Source organism: Loktanella sp. Alg231-35 (genome assembly GCF_900143545.1).
In the GTDB taxonomy this organism is placed as follows: Bacteria; Pseudomonadota; Alphaproteobacteria; order Rhodobacterales; family Rhodobacteraceae; genus Yoonia.
In genome coordinates, this window is record NZ_FREV01000003.1 from 1 (window position 1) to 18,030 (window position 18,030).

At 53.8% G+C, this 18,030-nt stretch carries 13 protein-coding genes and 1 pseudogene; 2 read left to right on the plus strand and 12 right to left on the minus strand.

Annotated elements, in window-relative coordinates; all coding sequences use genetic code 11:
* The 11 genes and pseudogenes from DHN10_RS06950 to DHN10_RS07000 all read right to left on the minus strand — a co-directional run.
* Window positions 1–1,228: pseudogene (locus DHN10_RS06950) on the minus strand (integrase); the annotation flags it as partial.
* Window positions 1,225–2,757: a hypothetical protein gene (locus tag DHN10_RS06955; protein WP_234417072.1), complete on the minus strand. Its 1,533-nt coding sequence runs from the start codon at window positions 2,755–2,757 to the stop codon at window positions 1,225–1,227. The pseudogene DHN10_RS06950 and the gene DHN10_RS06955, both read right to left, overlap by 4 nt.
* A gap of 251 nt (window positions 2,758–3,008) precedes the next feature.
* The gene (locus tag DHN10_RS06960; protein ID WP_234417073.1) at window positions 3,009–4,583 is read right to left on the minus strand and encodes a tyrosine-type recombinase/integrase; all 1,575 of its coding nucleotides are present in this window, start codon (window positions 4,581–4,583) and stop codon (window positions 3,009–3,011) included.
* A complete protein-coding gene (locus DHN10_RS06965; RefSeq protein ID WP_108814557.1) occupies window positions 4,552–5,256 on the minus strand; it encodes an ArdC family protein in 705 nt (234 codons plus the stop codon). The genes DHN10_RS06960 and DHN10_RS06965 overlap by 32 nt, the downstream gene beginning before the upstream one ends.
* 312 nt (window positions 5,257–5,568) lie before the next feature.
* On the minus strand, window positions 5,569–6,300 hold the full coding sequence (locus DHN10_RS06970) for a hypothetical protein (RefSeq protein WP_108814558.1): 732 nt from the start codon (window positions 6,298–6,300) through the stop codon (window positions 5,569–5,571).
* A 49-nt stretch (window positions 6,301–6,349) separates the two neighbouring features.
* Window positions 6,350–8,410, minus strand: coding sequence for an AIPR family protein (locus DHN10_RS06975; protein WP_108814559.1), 2,061 nt, complete (start codon window positions 8,408–8,410; stop codon window positions 6,350–6,352).
* On the minus strand, window positions 8,410–9,387 hold the full coding sequence (locus DHN10_RS06980) for a PD-(D/E)XK motif protein (protein ID WP_306419257.1): 978 nt from the start codon (window positions 9,385–9,387) through the stop codon (window positions 8,410–8,412). The genes DHN10_RS06975 and DHN10_RS06980 overlap by 1 nt, the downstream gene beginning before the upstream one ends.
* Window positions 9,371–12,028 carry a Z1 domain-containing protein gene (locus tag DHN10_RS06985; protein ID WP_108814561.1) on the minus strand — a complete coding sequence of 886 codons (2,658 nt, stop codon included), beginning with the start codon at window positions 12,026–12,028 and terminating at the stop codon, window positions 9,371–9,373. Before DHN10_RS06985 ends, DHN10_RS06980 begins: the two co-directional genes overlap by 17 nt.
* The gene (locus DHN10_RS06990) at window positions 12,025–13,506 is read right to left on the minus strand and encodes an ATP-binding protein (protein ID WP_108814562.1); all 1,482 of its coding nucleotides are present in this window, start codon (window positions 13,504–13,506) and stop codon (window positions 12,025–12,027) included. The genes DHN10_RS06985 and DHN10_RS06990 overlap by 4 nt, the downstream gene beginning before the upstream one ends.
* Window positions 13,499–13,924: a very short patch repair endonuclease gene (locus tag DHN10_RS06995; protein ID WP_108814563.1), complete on the minus strand. Its 426-nt coding sequence runs from the start codon at window positions 13,922–13,924 to the stop codon at window positions 13,499–13,501. The genes DHN10_RS06990 and DHN10_RS06995 overlap by 8 nt, the downstream gene beginning before the upstream one ends.
* Window positions 13,924–15,474: a DNA cytosine methyltransferase gene (locus tag DHN10_RS07000; protein WP_108814564.1), complete on the minus strand. Its 1,551-nt coding sequence runs from the start codon at window positions 15,472–15,474 to the stop codon at window positions 13,924–13,926. Before DHN10_RS07000 ends, DHN10_RS06995 begins: the two co-directional genes overlap by 1 nt.
* Before the next feature lie 735 nt (window positions 15,475–16,209).
* Between DHN10_RS07000 and DHN10_RS07010 the strand changes: the two genes are divergently transcribed.
* Window positions 16,210–16,641 (plus strand): hypothetical protein, encoded by a 432-nt coding sequence (locus DHN10_RS07010; RefSeq protein ID WP_108814566.1) that lies wholly within the window; start codon window positions 16,210–16,212, stop codon window positions 16,639–16,641.
* On the opposite strand, the gene DHN10_RS07015 is transcribed toward DHN10_RS07010, so the two are convergent.
* Entirely contained in the window at window positions 16,642–17,421 is a 780-nt protein-coding gene (locus DHN10_RS07015; RefSeq protein WP_108814567.1) for a hypothetical protein, read from the minus strand.
* On the opposite strand from DHN10_RS07015, the gene DHN10_RS07020 reads away from it, so the two are divergent.
* On the plus strand, window positions 17,420–17,959 hold the full coding sequence (locus DHN10_RS07020) for a hypothetical protein (protein WP_199910643.1): 540 nt from the start codon (window positions 17,420–17,422) through the stop codon (window positions 17,957–17,959). The two genes, DHN10_RS07015 and DHN10_RS07020, sit on opposite strands and share 2 nt — an antisense overlap.
* The last annotated feature ends 71 nt before the right edge of the window (window positions 17,960–18,030 follow it).

An 18,030-nucleotide genomic window follows, 5' to 3' on the forward strand; every position in this document is an offset into this window, starting at 1 on the left:
CCCTGTAGCGGTCGATCAGACCATCTTTGCTGCGCGTGATGTCCAGACAGCCGGGCTGCATCGCTTGAACTTCGCAATCCCGCATCCCTGTCAGATAGGCGCAAATAATATAGGCTGCTGTTTGCAGCATCCGCTCCTCGCGTTTGACCGCCACATGGTCGAATCCGGAGCGCCAGGGTCGGTTGGTATCCGGGTTCAAGGATACAGGCGTATCCAATCCGCCCCGTTCAACGCCATATATTGCGATATGCCGCGCGATCAGATCGCGGGCGGATTTGCGCAGCCGCAAGTGGCCGCTTGGGTTCTCAGTCACAATGACCCCGGCGGCGAGATTGATCCGGTGCCAATTGACCGGGTCATCCTTGATCTTGTCGCGCGTTGCCTTGTTCATCGGTTGGGTCCAGCAAGGCACTCCACGGCCTTCGCGCCCTCGCGCAGCCAGCCATCGTTTAACTCGGGAAATATGCAAAGCGTGAAGGTCGCCCTTATCCCTTTGCAGATCGTCGCGCGCCAATCGGTCCGCGCGATCAGCAAGCGCGGAATACTCGGCACGCGCGGCAAAGATGTCTGTTGAAAACACCTGCACGTATTTAAGTGCCCAACTGAGCAACGGCGCGAGGATCGGCTCGGGAATGCGAGCTGTTCGGTTCTCATACCGCCGGGACGAATATCCGGCGACAGATGCCGAACTATGGCCAGGCCAAGGCTCGAACCGAAGGCCACCGCCCGGCAGATGGTCACGATAGTGATAGAGGTGCCAGATCGGCTTGAGCAGTAGGGCATTGACCGCCGGCTGCCGTGCCTTCGAGGCCGTGACCGCCTTTGCATATCGATCCAGAAGCGCCTGATCGAGCGTGGGCAGATCGAGCGTATCAAGCTCCTCAAGCACAAACTCGAAGAACGGGCGGACGTGGTTGAAGGCCTGCCTAATGCTGGCAGGCGGCAGCTCTGGTGCCCAACCCGGCAGGCGCACATTGAGCCGTGCGTGGAGATAAGACCGCATCATTGTTGCCAGGCCCGGATCCGGCAGCGTGTCAAAGTTGACCGTACAGTGACAGCGCCGCGCATTCTGGCGAAACACCGCCGGGGTCAGGTCCCAAAACTCATCGGCGTATCGCGACAACTCTGCGCGGTCGTATCCGGCGCGCAAGGGGGAATGAGACAACACTGGCCATGTGCTGCGATCCTCGATATCGTATGCGGTACGGGCTGCTTGCACGCCTCTCATTGCGCGGCCTCGGGCGGCAGGTATGTCATTGGAGGGTGGGCTTTGAAGGTTGCCCGCGCCGACGCAATCACCTCGTCTGAAAAGGCAGGCAGGATCTGGCGCGTTATCCGCTCATGGACGTGGCCAAACTTGGCCGCCCAATCCTGCGCGCCGATCGACATGCGCTGCGACAGAATGAAGTCCAGAAACCTCAGGATAGCCGGAAGCTTGCGCTCGGTGATCACCGCATTGCGGCAATCCAGGCATCCCCAGAACGGACGAGCGCACGGCGAGCCGGGTTTGGAAAACGGGCTGTCATAGAAGCCGGAACAGCGTGCCAGCCAGATCTCTTGAGCAGTTGCAGTTGCAGGGGTTTTGCCAGTATCCACCACATCTTCGGACAATGAAACATCGGAAACTTGGTCGTCTTTTGTCGACGTCGACAGCCCAATCGCATCTTCTAGACCCCCTGCAATCGTCGCCTCGTGAAGTGGACGCAGCGACGGAATATCAGCATAGTGCCTGGCCGCGATCTCGGTCGTATGACCAACCGCGAACCGCGTCATGTGACCACCGGTCTTGAGATACCATAGCGCCTTGTGTGTCTTGCGAAGGCGCGAAAGCAGCAGTTTGAGGGGCTGGCCGTGATCATCGACGATGCTGTGGCGCGCAATCCAATGACGCAGTGTGGGTTCTGGATGCCGCACGACATCGCGAAAACCGCAGGCGTGATAGAAAACGAACAACGCATCTGATGGGTGAAACTGGCGTGCCCGCTCTGTCCTGGTCACGATGGCCCGGATCAAGCCTCCGGGCGTTGTCGGCCCGCCATCCCGCACCCGCATGGTCTTTTGTGCCAGCCCATGCGCCCGACGCTTGGTGTAGTGCAGCGTCACAGACCCCGCAGAGCCGCTGCTCAGACAATCGGCTTTGAGCGCTTTGACGCATTCAATCTCCAGTCCGGTATCGAGGCTCAGGAGCGTCAGCAGCGGTGGGAGGTCGTGAACCGTCAGATAAAAGTGCGAATAAACATCTTCGAGAAGCGATGATGTTGGCAGGCCGCGTATATACAACGCGCGATAGAGGTCTCGGGTGGCTTTGTCATCGCGAGGAAGAAAACCGCGGCTGCGCACGGCTTCATGCAACACAACAGCCCGCTGGCAAACGACAGGATCGCTGTGTGCGGCGATCGTCTCTGGCAAGCACCCGTCGAGACGCCGGAGCATCGCAGCGACATCCGCACGAGCCGCATCGCGCAGCTGCCTTGCGACATAGGGGCTGTAGGCATCGCGTGGTTTGGAACGTTCGAAGGGCCGCGCGCTCGTGTAGCGCAGTCGAGCACGTAGACTTTGTGATACCCTATCGGGGTCGTCGGCATCGATCTCGCGGAATACCACGACCATCTTCGACAATTGTGTGAACGCATGGACCCCGCTCTTGCCGTCGGCCTCCAGCCAGGCCTCGAAACCGTCGATATGCTGGGCGACGAGTTGGCCGCTTGATGAAACTGTCGGCGCCTCTACTGCCATGTAGCGGAAAAAGATACGCACCGTTCTGGCATAGGCCAGAATTGTTGATCGCGCGCCAAGCGGTCCGCCGACCTCGCTCAGCCTTCGAAGGGCCTGTGCCATCTCAATGGCCAACGCCCTTGGTCTGAGGTCCGTAAAATCTAGTTCTGCCGCTCCGCCCGACCGGGCGTTCACGCAAAAACGCAACCCGGTGATTGAACTGGGTGCCGGTTCTTCCAAGACACCATCTTCAGGTCCAAACCGGGCGACATGTCCCCTGCGAGGTCTGCCGCTCATAGGATTGCATCCTCGGTCAAAGCGCTGAGAAGACGCGCCACTGCAGTATCGACCGTATCGGCCTGTGTGGCGATCTGATCCAGATAGACGTAGGTGGTCGTGATGCTGGCATGGCCAAGCAGGCGCTGCACCTGCCGCAACGGATCGCTCAGGAGCTGGCGGTAGGCTTCCATACCTCTGGTGTCAGGCACGGCTTGACCGATCTGCTGTTCGATCAGCATGGCAAGCATATGCACCGCAAATGTGTGCCGAAGCTGATGTGGGGAAATGCGGATATCGAGGCCTGTTTCGTTGCACCGGCGGCTTGCGCGCAGAAATATCGCCTCCCACGAATTGGAGCGGACCGGCAGCCCTACCTCGGACAGCCAAAGCGCTGCTGGCGCTTCTGGAATGCCTTCTCTGCAAAGGACCAAACGCAAGCGTTCTTCCGGCGTGAACCGATCTGTGCGGGCCGTCGATCCATCCAAAAGCTGGACCATTTGCGGGTCATTTGTGCTGCGTTCCAGGAGTATCGGTCGAGAGATTTGCAATACCCCGGAGCGCGCCTTGAATTTGGAAGCGGCACGGGACCGCTCAATGTCGAGATAGTCCTGAAGCCGCGCAACAATACGTCGAGGCAACAGAATCGTTCGCCCACGATTGCCTTTGGAAATGGGCGTTGGCAGGTCAAATCTGATTTGCCGCTGTGAGCCATCAGCGGTGCCCATCTTGGGCAGCTCGCGGGCCAGCAACGATCCGGCCTCTTCCAGACGCAATCCTGTCGACACCAACACGTCAGCGAAGAGTGCATTGCGAACCCCATTGCGATCCCGGGCACCCGGGCGTTCGTGGCCTGTCCGGGTCAAACCCCGTAGGCCAACCCGATTGAACAGCCGATAGGTCTCCAGCGATACGAAACGCGGCTGGAACACTTCCGATGAAGGCTCATAAGCCATATTGCGGTCTTCATGAGCAGCGCGACGACCGCCAAAACCTCTCCGCCAAACCTGCCGGTGCCGAAAGGGGCTGTCAGCGATCATTCCTTGATCCACGCCCCACCGATAGAGCTTGTCGAGCGAAGCCACCGAGCGATTCCACGAAGATCCCGAAATGCGATGAGAGGCGACACCGCGCCGCCGGGCACCATGAAAAGCAACGATGTCTTCGTGTGAAACCAGCCAGATCGTCTTGCCGCATGCCTGATCCAAAAATCGGACCCAAACAACAATGTCGTATCCGATCGCCCGCAATGAATGGGGCGACCGGGTCCCGTTCAGCGGAAGTTCAACAAAAAAACGATCCAGGTCGGGATCATAAAGCTCACCATCCGACACGATCCTTGGGATATGCCGGTCTAGTCCATCCGCTTCGCGGGTCTCCAGTAACCTGATCTCGCGTCCCAAAAGCCCATCCCAAAAACCCTCACCCTTGCACATCACCCTACGGCGGTGATCAGGCCAGCCACCGCCAGCTTTGTGGGGAGCGCGGCGGCTGGCCTGACCACCCCCTGCGTCCCGCAAATGGCCATGAGACCAGAAGACAAACGGATGGTACAGACTGTCAAGATAAGGCAACCAGTTCCTCTCGGGCATAGCCCTCATCGCCCCATTTCTTGCGTCCAAAGTCCCGATCAAGGCGGCTCTTGTGCTTTGTCCAGTGGGTCAGCTCATGGGCAAGCGTGGCATAGTAGGCCTCGGGGCTGCGGAAGCTCTCAAAATGCGGCATTTGCACATGATCCGTTCCGCCGCTGTAGTGGGCTGAATTCCCGCCGTGGCGAATGTCTGCCCCGCTTGCTGCAAAGAATTGGTCTGCATGCTCAATTCGCTGCGCGGGGTCGATAATCGGTTCTGGCTTGGCATAGAATTGCTCGGGCAAGCCTTCGATCTGCTCGACGTTGAATACGCTATAGCCCTTCATGAACGGGATTTTGCGCTCTTCCTCGCTGCCGTCGTCCTGCTCTTCCGTCTTGGTGATGGTGTTGGCATAGACAACGAGGTTGCCGCGCTCACCCTTGCGGACATGTGCCCCGTATTCCTTGGCTTGGCGGTAGGTCATCCAGAACGGCGAGAGATAGCCGCCTTCCATGGTTGCGCTCCACAGCATCAGCACGTTGATGCCGCTGTAGGCCATACCGTTATGGCGCAGTGGCTTGATGATCCGTCCTTCCATGTTTCCGGCGGACCACGGCTTGAGCCAAGTCAGTTCGCCTTGCTCCAAATCAGTGATGATCTTGTCTGTGACTTTCTGGTAAATATCTTGTTTCATTGACCTTTCTCCTTTCAAAGCCGGTTGCGCATGCAACCGGACTAGGCCCGCGCCAATGAGCGGGGGGAGACCGTCAAGACCGCAGACAGCGGAGGGGGATCACCCGTCCTGCACAAGCAAAGCGCGGAAGGATGGGGAGACCGCTGGCTGCGCCCGCAGCACATGCGAAGGGCTTGGTCTTGACGGAGGACGGGGTCGCAGACCCCTAACAGAAAAGAAAAGACTTCAGCCCCTTAAGTCTGGCCGAAGACGCGCAAGGGATGGAAGTGCTGTCCGCGCTAGACTAGAGCGAACAAATAACACCAATAATATTCAAAAAAGTTGAAACAGAAGCCGAAGAGTCGAAAGGACCTGCTCACCTAGCCCGCTGAGGTACAAGCCGAAACCGCTACCGGCCGCAATTGCGCTGGCTTTCGAAAAATCGGTCATTCGTTGCCCGGCCCATACAGCGGCCTTGAGGCCGAACGAGGAAACCACTTTGGAGAGTTGACTGACCCGGTCGCTGTCACTTTCGTCTAGAGCCACCACATTGGCGATCCCTTCAACTGACTTCGAGACCGCGCGCACCTCGTCCGAAGAAAACTCGAAATCACCTGGTGGATTATTGTGACCGATCCCAATGGGCCTCGACGCCTCGAGTTCAGAGAGGCGATTCTTGAGTTCCTCAAGTGCTCGTAGGACCTCCTGATTTGTAGTGGTCAGTCTGGTATCACTTTGAAGCTTCCGTATAGAAACAAGGGCTTCATCGCGAGACATTAGAAATTTCTCTAGTTTCGCTCTTACATTCCGTCCAACTTGTTCCGCGGGCGAAAATGCGGAAAGCGTGGGTAGACCGTTTGACGCCGCAACGGCAGAGATATTGCGCATTCGATAGCGAATGGAAGCAGAGTTTCTGCGCCTCAACGGCCCCGAAAGCAGCGCTTTGGCCAACTGCTCTGCTGAAAACGGAATATCCGAAAGCTCCATTTGCAGCATATATAGATAGGCGTCTAATGCAGCCTGCAATTCCTCATCAGTCCAAAGCATCTGTTTCTTTTCGTTCATTCTATTGTGTTCTGCCCTTCAAAATCCAGATCATGAATTCGCTTTGCCTTTAGACAATGCCCTCTGAGTTTGCCTTCTCAAGAACTTCAATGAGTATCTCACTCTGCTTCTCGGATGGAATTTTCTGAGGAATCTGTTCAGCAACTCTAATTATTCCAACCTGTTTCTCACTCAAGAACCTCCTCTCAATTCCTATTTGCCTAATTCTGCTCCATTTTTGTGGGGGGACTTCAAGTACACGCCTCTGCGCATCAATACCATCATCAATCTGTTGAGTTTTCTTTGCCTGCTTCTGCTCGGTTTTTTGTTCATCAATGCCAACAAGGGTTTTGAAGAAACTTGAGCTGATGTCGCTTTCCAGCTGGTCAATGTTTCCTTGAATCCGATCCCAGCAGGAATCCTTCTTGCACCATTCAGATATGTTCGAAATCCCCTGAGGTGGCTGCGAAATGTCATCGTTTACGAACTTCGCGGCTTTGCGCAAAGCCTCAGCGAGTTCCTCGTAAACCACTTGGTTGTTCCAGCACCTCGGAAAGTCAACGACCTTGTCAGCCCGCTTGCATAGCTCGTTGATTGACGCGATGGCGTAGGCAACGATGTTGGCCCGGTAGCCGCCGTTGTACCACGGTTCGCCCGAGACCATCTTCTCAGTCCACCTGAAAATGATTGCTCGAGCTATGGCGCGCCGGAAGTAGAGTTCGTTGAAGCTATCCTGGTTTTTTGTCCAGGCTTTGCCTATGCGAGCGGCATAGCGCGCGAAGTTCTTCTGGGCTCCGAGGTTGACCCACTTTGGATGATCGTCCCAGACATTTTCGAACTTTGCGATATCAGTCTTGGTGAACATCTGCGGCTTCGGATACTCTGCCTTGAAGCGCTTCTGCTCGCCCGGTGTCAGCTTGGATTGTGCATCAGCGTACTGTCCTCTGGCTCGCTCATAGAACCACTTGGTTTCACGTTGGGCACCACTAAGAGCCGGTGCCCAGATGCGCCGTGAGAATTCTTCCATCCGAACATGGAATGGGTGGTTGGAGAAGAAGTCTGCTGCATTCACGCGGTTCTGTGTGTTGGCATATTCCGAAATCCTCGGGACAACGATCTCACTGTCTTCAGGGCTGATGACTGAGAGCTTCATCTGAACGAATACGCCATCCAAAGCGGCCTTATCACGTCTCTTGGTATGAAAGAGCGAAGCTGTTGTCTGTCCGCCGTTCACGATTTGCAGGTCTTTGATGCGAACGATTTCCAGTCCTTCTCCGCCTTGCTCTACCTCCACTTCCTGAGCGGTGGCAGTGATGCCGTTGTTGTAGGCAAAGAACATCCCTGGCTCGTTTAGAATTGTCGTGCGGATACCTTTGTTCACTTTACCGCGTGCCTGGAGGAATGAGCGCACATTTTGTTCGAGAAGGCGTGCTCCGTGCTTGCCGTACAATGTAGCAAGCACCTCTCCGGGCATGACGATGAGGTATGACTGATAGGCACCGGAACCGAGGTGCGCTGGCAGGCTGTTCAACCCACTTCCGAATTCTTCCTTGAAGTCGATATCCAACGCTTCTTTATGACCGCGCGAACTTCGCTGTCGTTGGAGGCGCGAGATGTCCCAGATGTGATATGTTGCCTCGACGTCAGATACCTGCCGACCTTCGACGCTTTGCATGCGGTCGCTCAGCGCGCGCTCGGATACTAGGAAGAAGTTGACCTTACGAATGAGGGGCTTGCGATCCGATATCTGCCTCGACAGTCCGTATTCCGGAGTGGTTTCATCAAGGTCATCAAAGAGACGCTTTGAGAGACTTGCTTCGAAGAAGTTCTCAACCCTCTTGAACGCTGCATTCACATCTGTCTGCGTGAGTGACTGGAGCTCATCTCGACTATCAAAGTCTGCTACGAACAGATCAATAGCGCCTTCATCATTGAACCAGTATCCGTCAACGCGCATTCCGCGCTGCGCTCTGTAGTGGCAAAGATCGAAGCCCTCGATGAATCCGGTTTCGATCAACTCAGTTGAGAAGGCCTCCATGAATTCGGAGAGTTGAAAAGCTCCGTGAGCCTCAGCTCCTGCCATAAGCTCCTGACGAAAACCATGAAAAAATTCGGAGGTTGTTTCTTCCATCAGCTCCCCCAGATTTCGTTCTGGTTGCACTCGAAGGTTGCAATATTCTCCAGCTGAAGATTGTACTTCACATCAACAACGCCGTCCGGCAGTTCCGATCTCACCAGCCGGGGAAAATCATCAGCTACGCGGTAGGAGTTCGAGCCGTTCACGAGAAACTTCGGGTTATCGTACTCCCTCATCTCCACGTATCCGTAGGTCGCCAGTTTTCGCCAGTAGTTTTCGATTGCATCGGCGTCGCTCAGTTCGTGCCCTACTACCGAAACCAGCTCATTGAGCGACTGCGCGGGCGTTCCGTCCGGTGCCTCTGTCAAGCGGCAGACTTTGAGAAAAAGGTGCTCTGAGACAGTTTCCAGCTGATCTTCAGAAGAGACACGGACTATACTGCGATCCCGCCCACTGATCGACTTCACTTCGACTGCTGTATCACCAAAGATGAAGTCCTGATGTATTCGATCAGGTCCGCACCAAGCTTCAACCGCTTGAGCATCAGTAAGGTGTTTTTCCTTGAGGAGTCGGAGAAAATTCAGCTCTGCAAAAAGACCTCGCACCTCTTCCGTCGATAGAACACGCGTTCTCTTGCCCGCAAGGAAAGCCTTCCAACGCTTGATGTGGTTCATGGCAACACCCAACGCAGCGGCGGGATCAGAAATCCCATCGAGATTCCCGATCAGCGTTTGGCAAAGGCCGTGGAAAAGATCGCGATCTACGTGTTTTTCAAGTGTAAGGATCAGGCCCTGTTTGCCGGGTTCCGGCAACTGACGCAGATCGACTTCAATACCGTTAACGGTGGTTGCGTTCTTTCGGAACTGCTCCGTATGGTCGCCCTCAAGCTGTACTATGAACAGACACTGACCCCGAACGTCTTTACCCCAGCACAGGGAAACATTGCCCGGGGACGTCACGTATCGGACTGTGTAGTCGCTGTCCGGCGTCTTCATATCATCCCATGGTGATTTGCTACTCCTCATAATCATCCTCTTCCTCAGGAGTATCGAATGCTCCACCGTGCATACGCTCAATCCAAACCTGATTTGCAACGACTTCGATTTCGGTCTGATAATGGCCTGGCGGGAAACTCAAGCCGAATGCAGGCACACGCACATCGTCTTTATTGGCTTCGTCGGGTGCAAGAACGTGGATCATTAAGAGCGGTTTTTTGCGGACTGCACGGAAATGAAAATCCGATGGATGTTTGTCCTCGCCATCCTCGCGGGCGAACCTGATCGCTTCATTCTTTTGAAGATCAGACAACCCAAGTTTCTCATCAGAACGGCTTGCCACGCGGTTTTTACTTGTAATCCACGCACTGCCATTGCGCTTTGCGCTGAAGCGCTCCTGTATGCCAAGGCGGTAGCTTTCCGCGTCCTCATTTTTGGAAGACACCGATATCAAAAGAACATCACCAGTGTCGTAGTGCTCGGAAAGGGCGCGCAGATAACTCAAACCAGCGGCCTTACGATCCGCAAACTCAGGATGGCTTCTAAATCTGGAGAGAAAACCTTCTATCTCAGAGAGTTTCGCGTCTCTTGCCAGCCAACCCTTGCCAGTCTCTTCCAATGCGGCACAGCCGAACTTCTTCTTCCAATACTCCGCAATGAGGGTCTCATTCTCTTCATTGATTTTCCTATCAATCGGAAGGATATAACTCTCGATAATCCGCCCGCTGAAGTTCTGATTTACAGTAATTCTCTCACCGGCCCTCATCTTGTTTCTGGCAGTGATGAGCAATTGATCGGGATGCGCCTTTACAAAAAGCCCAAACTGCCTCGGGCTCATTCTGTCACGCCCCATTCTCTTGATCTGCTGACGAAGCTCTTCCGAAGCATCCGCGATGTGCCCGTACCAATCGATGGAATCCTGAGACAGATGGACCCGGCACACGTCCTCGAAATCCGGTCTATAGCCAAACCAACGCCCCATCTGCATGAGCGTGTCGTACATACGCGTGTTACGGTACATATAGCTCACGGTAAGCCCTTCGATGGTCAAACCGCGAGACAGACTTAAGCCACCGATGGCGATGGCTGTCAGGCTGTTGCCGTCACGCTCGTACTTTTTATAGTCGAGTGCCTCATCGGACTTACTGTTCACCACAAAGATGCGAAGATTGTCGAAAACGCTGTTCAGAGAACGCTTGATGTCGGGCCATGAAAGACCGCACTCCGAGAACTCCTCATCAAGGCATGCTTTCAGAGAAATCATAATCTCGTTTTTTTGTGATATCGAATCCGGCATCGCATAGTTTGCTTTTACAGCTTCTCTGACTTTCTTTTCATAGAGACTGACGAAGCTGCGGACAGTGTTCTGCGTCGCTACAAATCTCGACACATTAATCATCATTGAGCAATGCTTGTTGGCTTGACCTCTTAAATTGCGAACGGCTCTCGCAACAATGAACTGATCAATTGCACGGTAGAGGCTTGGCGGAAGTTCCGGAACCGGATCATCTTTCGTATGCGAGAAGGGAATATAGTCTTCACAATCCCAGATCGGCCTTACAATCCTCGCGCTGCTGCTATCATCGAGAAAGACCTTGTCCGGCCCAAAATATGTGTTGGGGGCATCAAGGCTGACAATGAAGTCGCGCGGAAACAAATCATCGTAGACTTCCTCGTCATATGATTCCGGATTGATAAAGATGTTCGCAAATGGTGTGGCGGTGTAGCCCACATAGCAAGACTTTGCGAAGAGGCTTAAAATCTGCCGTAGCATCGCATTCGTCTTTGTCGGATCAAGTTCCGGCTTCTTCGTGTTAATCGAAGCGTTGTCAGCCTCATCGTCGATCATGAGCATCGGAACATCGCCAATCACGCCATCGGCCTGTGCGTTCATCTCTTTCAGCCAGACATGAAGGGCCTTGAGTGTGTTGACGTTCTTTTTGATCACTAGGACCGTCGGCTTGTTCAGGTCGTTGATCTTCCATCCGCTCTGATTAGCGGTCTTTTTGCTGAAGTCATCGTTGATGTTCGTTAGTGTGGCCGGGTGCGGATAGTCCGGTGTAATGCCGACACCGACTTTTTTGCGATTTTCCGGATCGCTCGAGCGCCCAACGAAACCTTCGTCAATGCGTTCCTGGGTCTGCTTCCTGAGATTATTATGAACCCCTGCAATTACGACGATAAACCTGTATCCAGCGTCAGCCGCTTTGGCGATCACACCAAGATAGTTTGCGGTCTTGCCTGACTGGACGTGACCAATAACGAGGCCGCGACGATCCCACTTTCCGTCGCTTTTAGGGTCCTGCAAGTGACCAAGAATTTTGCTTCCCACATCGCTCAATGAGCGCACAATGGTCGGATGCATCTGTTCTTTTTTAAGATGCTCCTCATATGCTTCAGAATATGTCCACGTGATATCGTCACGCTTAAATAACCACTCCTCGTCATGATCAGCTTCGACATCGACGAGGGAAACACCGGCACCCATCTGCGAGTCCACGGCGATAAGTGCATCTTCAATGACGCTTTCAAGCGGGCCTTCATATCCGAATGCGATTGCAAGCTGTTTCGCACGCTCACTGACGTCCTCTCGAGACGGCGTAACCGGAAGGGAAGCAAGCAGGGAAATAAGCCCACTGGTGAAATTTTTCTGGTTTTCAATTTTGTTCGAGTTCACTTTATTACTTCTTTCGCTATGTATTCCTCTGCGGCGTCTTCGAAGCCTACAAAAAATCTTGTTGACCGCATCACTTCTCTGAAGCTCTCGACGTCGACTTCGCCATCTCCAAAAAGGCATTCCTTCAATGCGCTTAGGCGCTCATTGATCTCATCCTGAGAGGTTTTATTCTGATCGATGTCGCGCGGATGTGTCGCGAAATCCGAGTAGATCATTTCTACCGGAAGCGATGATGAGATTGCTTCAATGAGCGTCGTAAGGCGGCGAATATTCTCATCACTCAATTCGGAGCTCAGTGCTTCGATCAGTGGGTGCTCCTTGTTCAGTGCATATCGAATTTTTCCTTGATCAGCGTATCGCTCCCAGACTGGCGCTTTGATCTCATCGAAGAGCTTCTTTCCTCTGCCGCGATGCACTGTCGTGCTGCGTGTCGAGACCTTATCGATGATTTGGCGTAGCCGGGCTCTAACCGGAGATGGAGGGCGCGCACGAGACTTCTTGATGTCGATGGTCCACAACTCATCGAGACTATTGGGGAAATCGATCTGCACTCGGGCCAGCTTTGTCGCTTCACCTTTGGGAATAAGTCGGAACCAGTCGCCCCATGCCATGAGCCGTCCGCCCCGGTAAACATAAGCGCCCTGATTGGAGATAAAGTCGCTGCGGTTCTGATAAAAGTCGTACTCTTTTGCACTCAATTTGCTGTGGTGGGGCAAGATGTAAGGCTGCAAGTGAACTGCCACACCGTCAATGCGGACAACCTCTTCCGGCAGCATCTGTGTCGCCGAGTTCTTTCGGCAGAAAGGATCAAATGGCTCGATAGGGTGACCATTGAGGGAAAGAGAGAGCTTCTTCCGGCCACGCACTTCGCCACTCAGAAACCGGTGAAACACGAGTGACAGGTGTTTCTCGACAACATCGAGCTTCTCGTTGACGATCTCGTCGCGCTTGGCTCCGGTCTCATCTTCAAACAGTCGATCAAGGTTGCGCCAGACGACTGCTGTTCCTTTGCCGGTGATCAGCTCCTGGAACGGAAGCTCGGCGATCTCTTCAGGTTCAAGGATCGCAATCAGCCAGTCATCTTTCTTGTGAACGATGTCGAGGTTCCATTCCGCTGCGTGAAGCCCTCCTCCATCTTTGCTGATCACAGTGAGTCTTTCACACTGCGAGAAGGAGGCGGTCTTAAGACCGAGACCAAAACGACCGAGGTCCTTTGGTGAACGGGTTTCTGAAGGGTTCTTCGAGCCATGACGCAAGGCGTCGATGATGCCTCCTTCGTCCATGCCATGGCCATTGTCGATGATGCCAAGTGTCGGGTTCTGCTGGGTGAGATCACAGAAGATTTCGACCGAGGTTGCGTCTGCAGAAATGCTGTTATCAACGAGATCAGCAATCGCGGTTTCAAGCGAATAGCCAAGGTCGCGCATCGATGCGGACAACGATGAAGCACTTGGAGGCAGACGATGCTCTTTAGCCATCGCGCACCCCTTTCAATTGACTACGCAAACCGTCAACGAGTCCGACCGGATCATTCTCCAGCTCACATTCCCAGACGGTAACGACACGCCAACCGCTATCTATCAGTTCAGATGTTTTGCGCGCGTCACGCTCGATGGTCTCTGTAAACTTTTTCGTCCAGAAAGCTGTATTTGTTTTCGGTGTGGTCGCCTTGGGGCAATTCGCATGGCGATGCCAGTAACAGCCGTTCACAAAAATTGCAGCTTTGTATTTAGGCAGAACAAGATCCGGAGTTCCTGGAAGCTTTTTGTCATGCAGCCGATAGCGAAGACCTGCGCGATGCATAAGTGAGCGCAGCACGATTTCCGGTTTCGTGTCCTTGCCTCGAATACGAGACATATTCCAACTTCTGCGTTCCACGGAGATGCGATCCACCATCACGAATTTTCTCCCATACTGTCCAAAACATCCGCGATTATTTCTGCAATCTGCCTTGCTAAGAACGGTGGAACAGCATTTCCAACCTGGTGATATTGGGCAGTGCGCGGTCCTTCGAAGCGATAGTTGTCCGGAAACGTCTGAAGGCGTGCAGCTTCTCTGACGGTCATGCTGCGACACTGCTTGGGGTCAAAATGAATGAAGTAATGGCCATCTTTAGAAATGTGTGAAGTCACGGTCGTTGAAGGTCTGTCTGGAATCTGTACCCGAAAGCGATCAGAAAACATCTTTCCAGCGCGTCCTTGATCTACATTTGCATGAGCGGGAAGCAAGCTTCGAGGGAAATCTGCTAGCTTTGGACTTTTGCCGGTTACCGAGGCGAAGAATGAAGCAAAGGCGTAGCGCCTTAGATCGGACGGCATATGCGAGCGAGACTCATGACCATCCAAAACGTTTAGGTTGGGGTCATAGATACTCACCAAAGCATCATGTCTCATACGTGGTTGCGAAGGGTACTTCGAAGAGGACTTCATCAGAATTTTGGGAAACTGAATGAGATCGGAGCTCATTAAATCAGTGATGTCACGGGCATATCTGTGCCCGTTCATTTCCTTACGAACATCAGCGGGATTGAGGCCACCAATCTCTCGACGCCAATTATCGTAGCTATCTTTACCCCTAGAGATGCCGCTGCGGATTCTTGGCAGATTGCCAATCGTCTGCTGTACCGTAGGTGGCCTTTGCCTACGAAGGCGCCCCGGTGAAACATTTATGTCTTTTCGTATACCGACAATGAACATCCGATGTCGGGCTTGAGGCACTCCATATTCTTCTGCACGTACAAGAAACATACGAGGATCAGCCTCGATTCCCGGAGCCTCATCTTCGGACAAGGAATAAAGTTTATAGCCAAGCCCATTCGCCGACATACCCAAGGCATCTTTCGGAGCTGTTAGATCAGCAATGATCCGGTTGATAACTAACTCGCCTTTGACCTTAGCAGAAAGTAGGCCTTTGACGTTCTCCATGACAAAGACAGGCGGTGCGTGTTCGATTATTATTCGAAGATACTCCTTGTAGAGAAAATGACGCTCATCTTGCTCAAAGCCTGGATCACCCATCATTCTTGACCGCCCAACCAGCGAATAAGCCTGACAAGGGGGGCCTCCAACAAGAGCCCACTTCTTACTATCACCCAATCTGCTCGAAATCAGGCTCCGAACACACTCATGATTGTTAGGTCCAAGGGAGACTCTAACTGCGGATTGTTCGGCATCTCGAGCATGGTTAGGATGCAGCTGATAGAGCTCATCAAGCGTAATTTGTCTGTTAAGGTAGCGATAGTAGTCCTCGGGTATGTCGCGCCCGCTAAAGCTACGAAGAAAGTGTCGTAAAAACAGCGTTTTGTGCGCGTATTCGTCCTGCTCGATCGATACAACACTTTTGAAGCAGGCGTCTTTCTTGCCTCGCTTAAGCGACGAAAAGCCTTCCCCAAGCCCGCCAGGACCCGCAAATACATCAACTACAGGGTATGCCGCCTTACGGGTCATCTGATGATCTTACTACGTTCTTGACGGCCAACTTTGGCAACACTTGTTTCCGCGCGGAGGTCTCTTTCGATCTTGTTGAATGCGTTCTCGTACAATGTGTGCCCTGCCTCTTAGGTGTTGTGGCTTACCCCAACAGTAGCAGGCACATCTGGTGGGTGCATCCGCTTTGATGCAGGTCGGTGACTTATCCACAGGGCAGCGTGACTCTGACGCGGCTCCAACCTGCGCAAAGTTTGACGTGGGTATCGGGTTGCGAAAGACCTGATCGGCATCCAATCCGCGCAGGGTTGGTCTCGATGAAGTCGTCCCCATGAAATGGTCAGGGGTCTTGGGGGCAGGAACGCCCACCAAGTCGATGGGTGCAGGGAGAACGAAGTCTCCCGCGAGTGGGTTTCAAGGGGGCGCGATAGCCTCCTGATCCATGGTTCGGTGTAGGTGGAGAGGGACGTCTCCAAGCCCTGCGAGTGTTTGACCGGCGATACGGTCTGCTGGCGCTGATATGGGTTCAAAACCCAAGAAGAGCCATGGCCGGAGGGATGCAACGGGAGCGCGCAGCGGGCTCCCTTGCCAAGATGCGGTGTACTACACCGCACATCTTGCGGGTGACAGATATCGGGAAATCGGTGCCATTTGGTGCGACGCAGCATTTAGTGTACGACCGCATTAGGCTTGTGCCCTTCACCCGTTTCCCAACGGCTGACCACAAGCGGAAGAAAGGCCGATAGGAGGATTTACGTGACCGCTGATGTTGCACTTGCGAAGCAGATTTTCGAGCGAACTGCGCTGAGCAGCGACGATGTTGTTGCGGAACGAACGGTCGATCTCGTGATACAACAGCTGCAGCAGTCAGCCATGTTTTTTCGCGAGCGGCTGGACGAAGGGTTCTTCGCTGAACAGAGCATCGAAGTCGCCAGGGAACTGGGCCAAAAATCAGAGAGATTGGCAGGACAGCTCGCGCAAGATCACAGGGCAGAAATCGAGTTCGACGGTGAGGAAATGTCGGCACACCTTGCTGCCGCCCAGCACATCGAACGTTTGGCCAAAGTATTGCGTGGCCTAAATCTCGATCCCGAGTGGAAGGAGTATTACGACGACATTGCACGCAAGTTGAACGAGTACGCCAACGGTCTGCGCCTTGATCCTGAAAGCTCGTTCCGGTTCATCTAGTCACAGCGGCTCTTCTTCGAACCGCTTCAAGAAAAATTCCGGTCCAAACTCTTCTGGTGGCGTGAACTTGGAGTTCTTGATCTCCATCGCACAACGCAACATGATCTCAATGTAATGCGGCTTGAAATTTTTTTTGGGGATGCCGCCAGCCCGGAGGTCGTGCTTCCCCCAGATTTCCCGAACCTGAACATCGAAGTCAAAATCGAGTGAAATGGGGCATTGTGTGCATTCCGCCCCGTGCTTTTTGCGCACGAATGTCAGTGCCTTTTGCCGGTGATCTGCATTCGGATCGGTGCCTCGGTATTCCGACGAATAAGTAGGGCTTCGGTATATTCGGTCATCGACATAAGCCTGACATTCGAACAGGCAGAAGTGAATCTTCTCCCAGATCGGATCGTCATTGGCGGGTAAATCGTCACCGACACCGAGCCAGCCCGTCAGCTTTTCATCTGTGGAAAGGCGTTCTCTGAACCGGTTGAACAGCTCACGGACCGTGCGCTCCGTGCGCTCTGATTGCCGCGAATATGCCGCTGCACTCAGACCGCTAATAAAAGCCATGAATGCCTGCACGAACTCATCCTCGCTGAGTTTTGTGTTCCGGCAGTAACGATTCTTCGGCGTGTATTTTCTGGGCATGGCGAGAGCTGCGGATCGGCGGGGAATATTCTTCCTGAGGTTAAACGAAAACTTCGAAGCAAGCGCAAGCTTTGCGATGCTCCAAGAACGGGATCGGCGCTGACCCCTCCGCAAACAACCGCTTTCGAAGAGGAAAACCTTCATGCCTGATCGCATTTCGGCTGGCGTTCCGATGTTCTGCACCGACAGCTACTGCTCGCTCCTATCACTGTCCTTTGGATTCGGTCCCGTACAAGATCGACCGATGAATTATCAACTTTGCCCTGCTTGCACGAGCAGAGGATTCTGCCGGAATAAAAGTGTCACCGTTGTGGGCGACGACCAACTCAGCGACCCCGACTACCTACGAGACTTCAAGGAATTTGTACGGTATCTGGATGTCAGCGATTGTCGCTGGCACGAGCATCTTTCCAATCTCTACCGTGATTTTCCGGGCTGGATCATCGGACCGGACGGCAAGGAAGTATTCCTCAACATGGAGGAGTTCGAACGCCCCAATATCAGGGAGTGGTTCCGCGACTTCCTCAAGCCACTGAGGGATGGCGCAAGGCCCAGAGTCCGTGAAGAAGCGCGCGAACGTGTCCGCATTTTCGCGACGGTCCTGAGCGCACACTACCCGTTCGATGCGATGCTGTGGGGTGTCCGTGTTGCCAACGACAACTGCGAACCGACGAGCGACTAGCCCACCCACCAAAAACCGGAAAAGCATCGCCTAGTGTCGGAAGCACCGCCTGATTCAGAGCGGTGCTTTTT

Bases quoted from the DNA above. Each gene is read 5' to 3' on its own strand.
- DHN10_RS06960 (WP_234417073.1), bottom strand. From the start codon at position 4,583: ATGCCCGAGAGGAACTGGTTGCCTTATCTTGACAGTCTGTACCATCCG.
- DHN10_RS06965 (WP_108814557.1), bottom strand. From the start codon at position 5,256: ATGAAACAAGATATTTACCAGAAAGTCACAGACAAGATCATCACTGAT.
- DHN10_RS06970 (WP_108814558.1), bottom strand. From the start codon at position 6,300: ATGAACGAAAAGAAACAGATGCTTTGGACTGATGAGGAATTGCAGGCT.
- DHN10_RS06975 (WP_108814559.1), bottom strand. From the start codon at position 8,410: ATGGAAGAAACAACCTCCGAATTTTTTCATGGTTTTCGTCAGGAGCTT.
- DHN10_RS06980 (WP_306419257.1), bottom strand. From the start codon at position 9,387: ATGATTATGAGGAGTAGCAAATCACCATGGGATGATATGAAGACGCCG.
- DHN10_RS06990 (WP_108814562.1), bottom strand. From the start codon at position 13,506: ATGGCTAAAGAGCATCGTCTGCCTCCAAGTGCTTCATCGTTGTCCGCA.
- DHN10_RS06995 (WP_108814563.1), bottom strand. From the start codon at position 13,924: ATGGTGGATCGCATCTCCGTGGAACGCAGAAGTTGGAATATGTCTCGT.
- DHN10_RS07000 (WP_108814564.1), bottom strand. From the start codon at position 15,474: ATGACCCGTAAGGCGGCATACCCTGTAGTTGATGTATTTGCGGGTCCT.
- DHN10_RS07020 (WP_199910643.1), top strand. From the start codon at position 17,420: ATGCCTGATCGCATTTCGGCTGGCGTTCCGATGTTCTGCACCGACAGC.
- DHN10_RS07015 (WP_108814567.1), bottom strand. From the start codon at position 17,421: ATGAAGGTTTTCCTCTTCGAAAGCGGTTGTTTGCGGAGGGGTCAGCGC.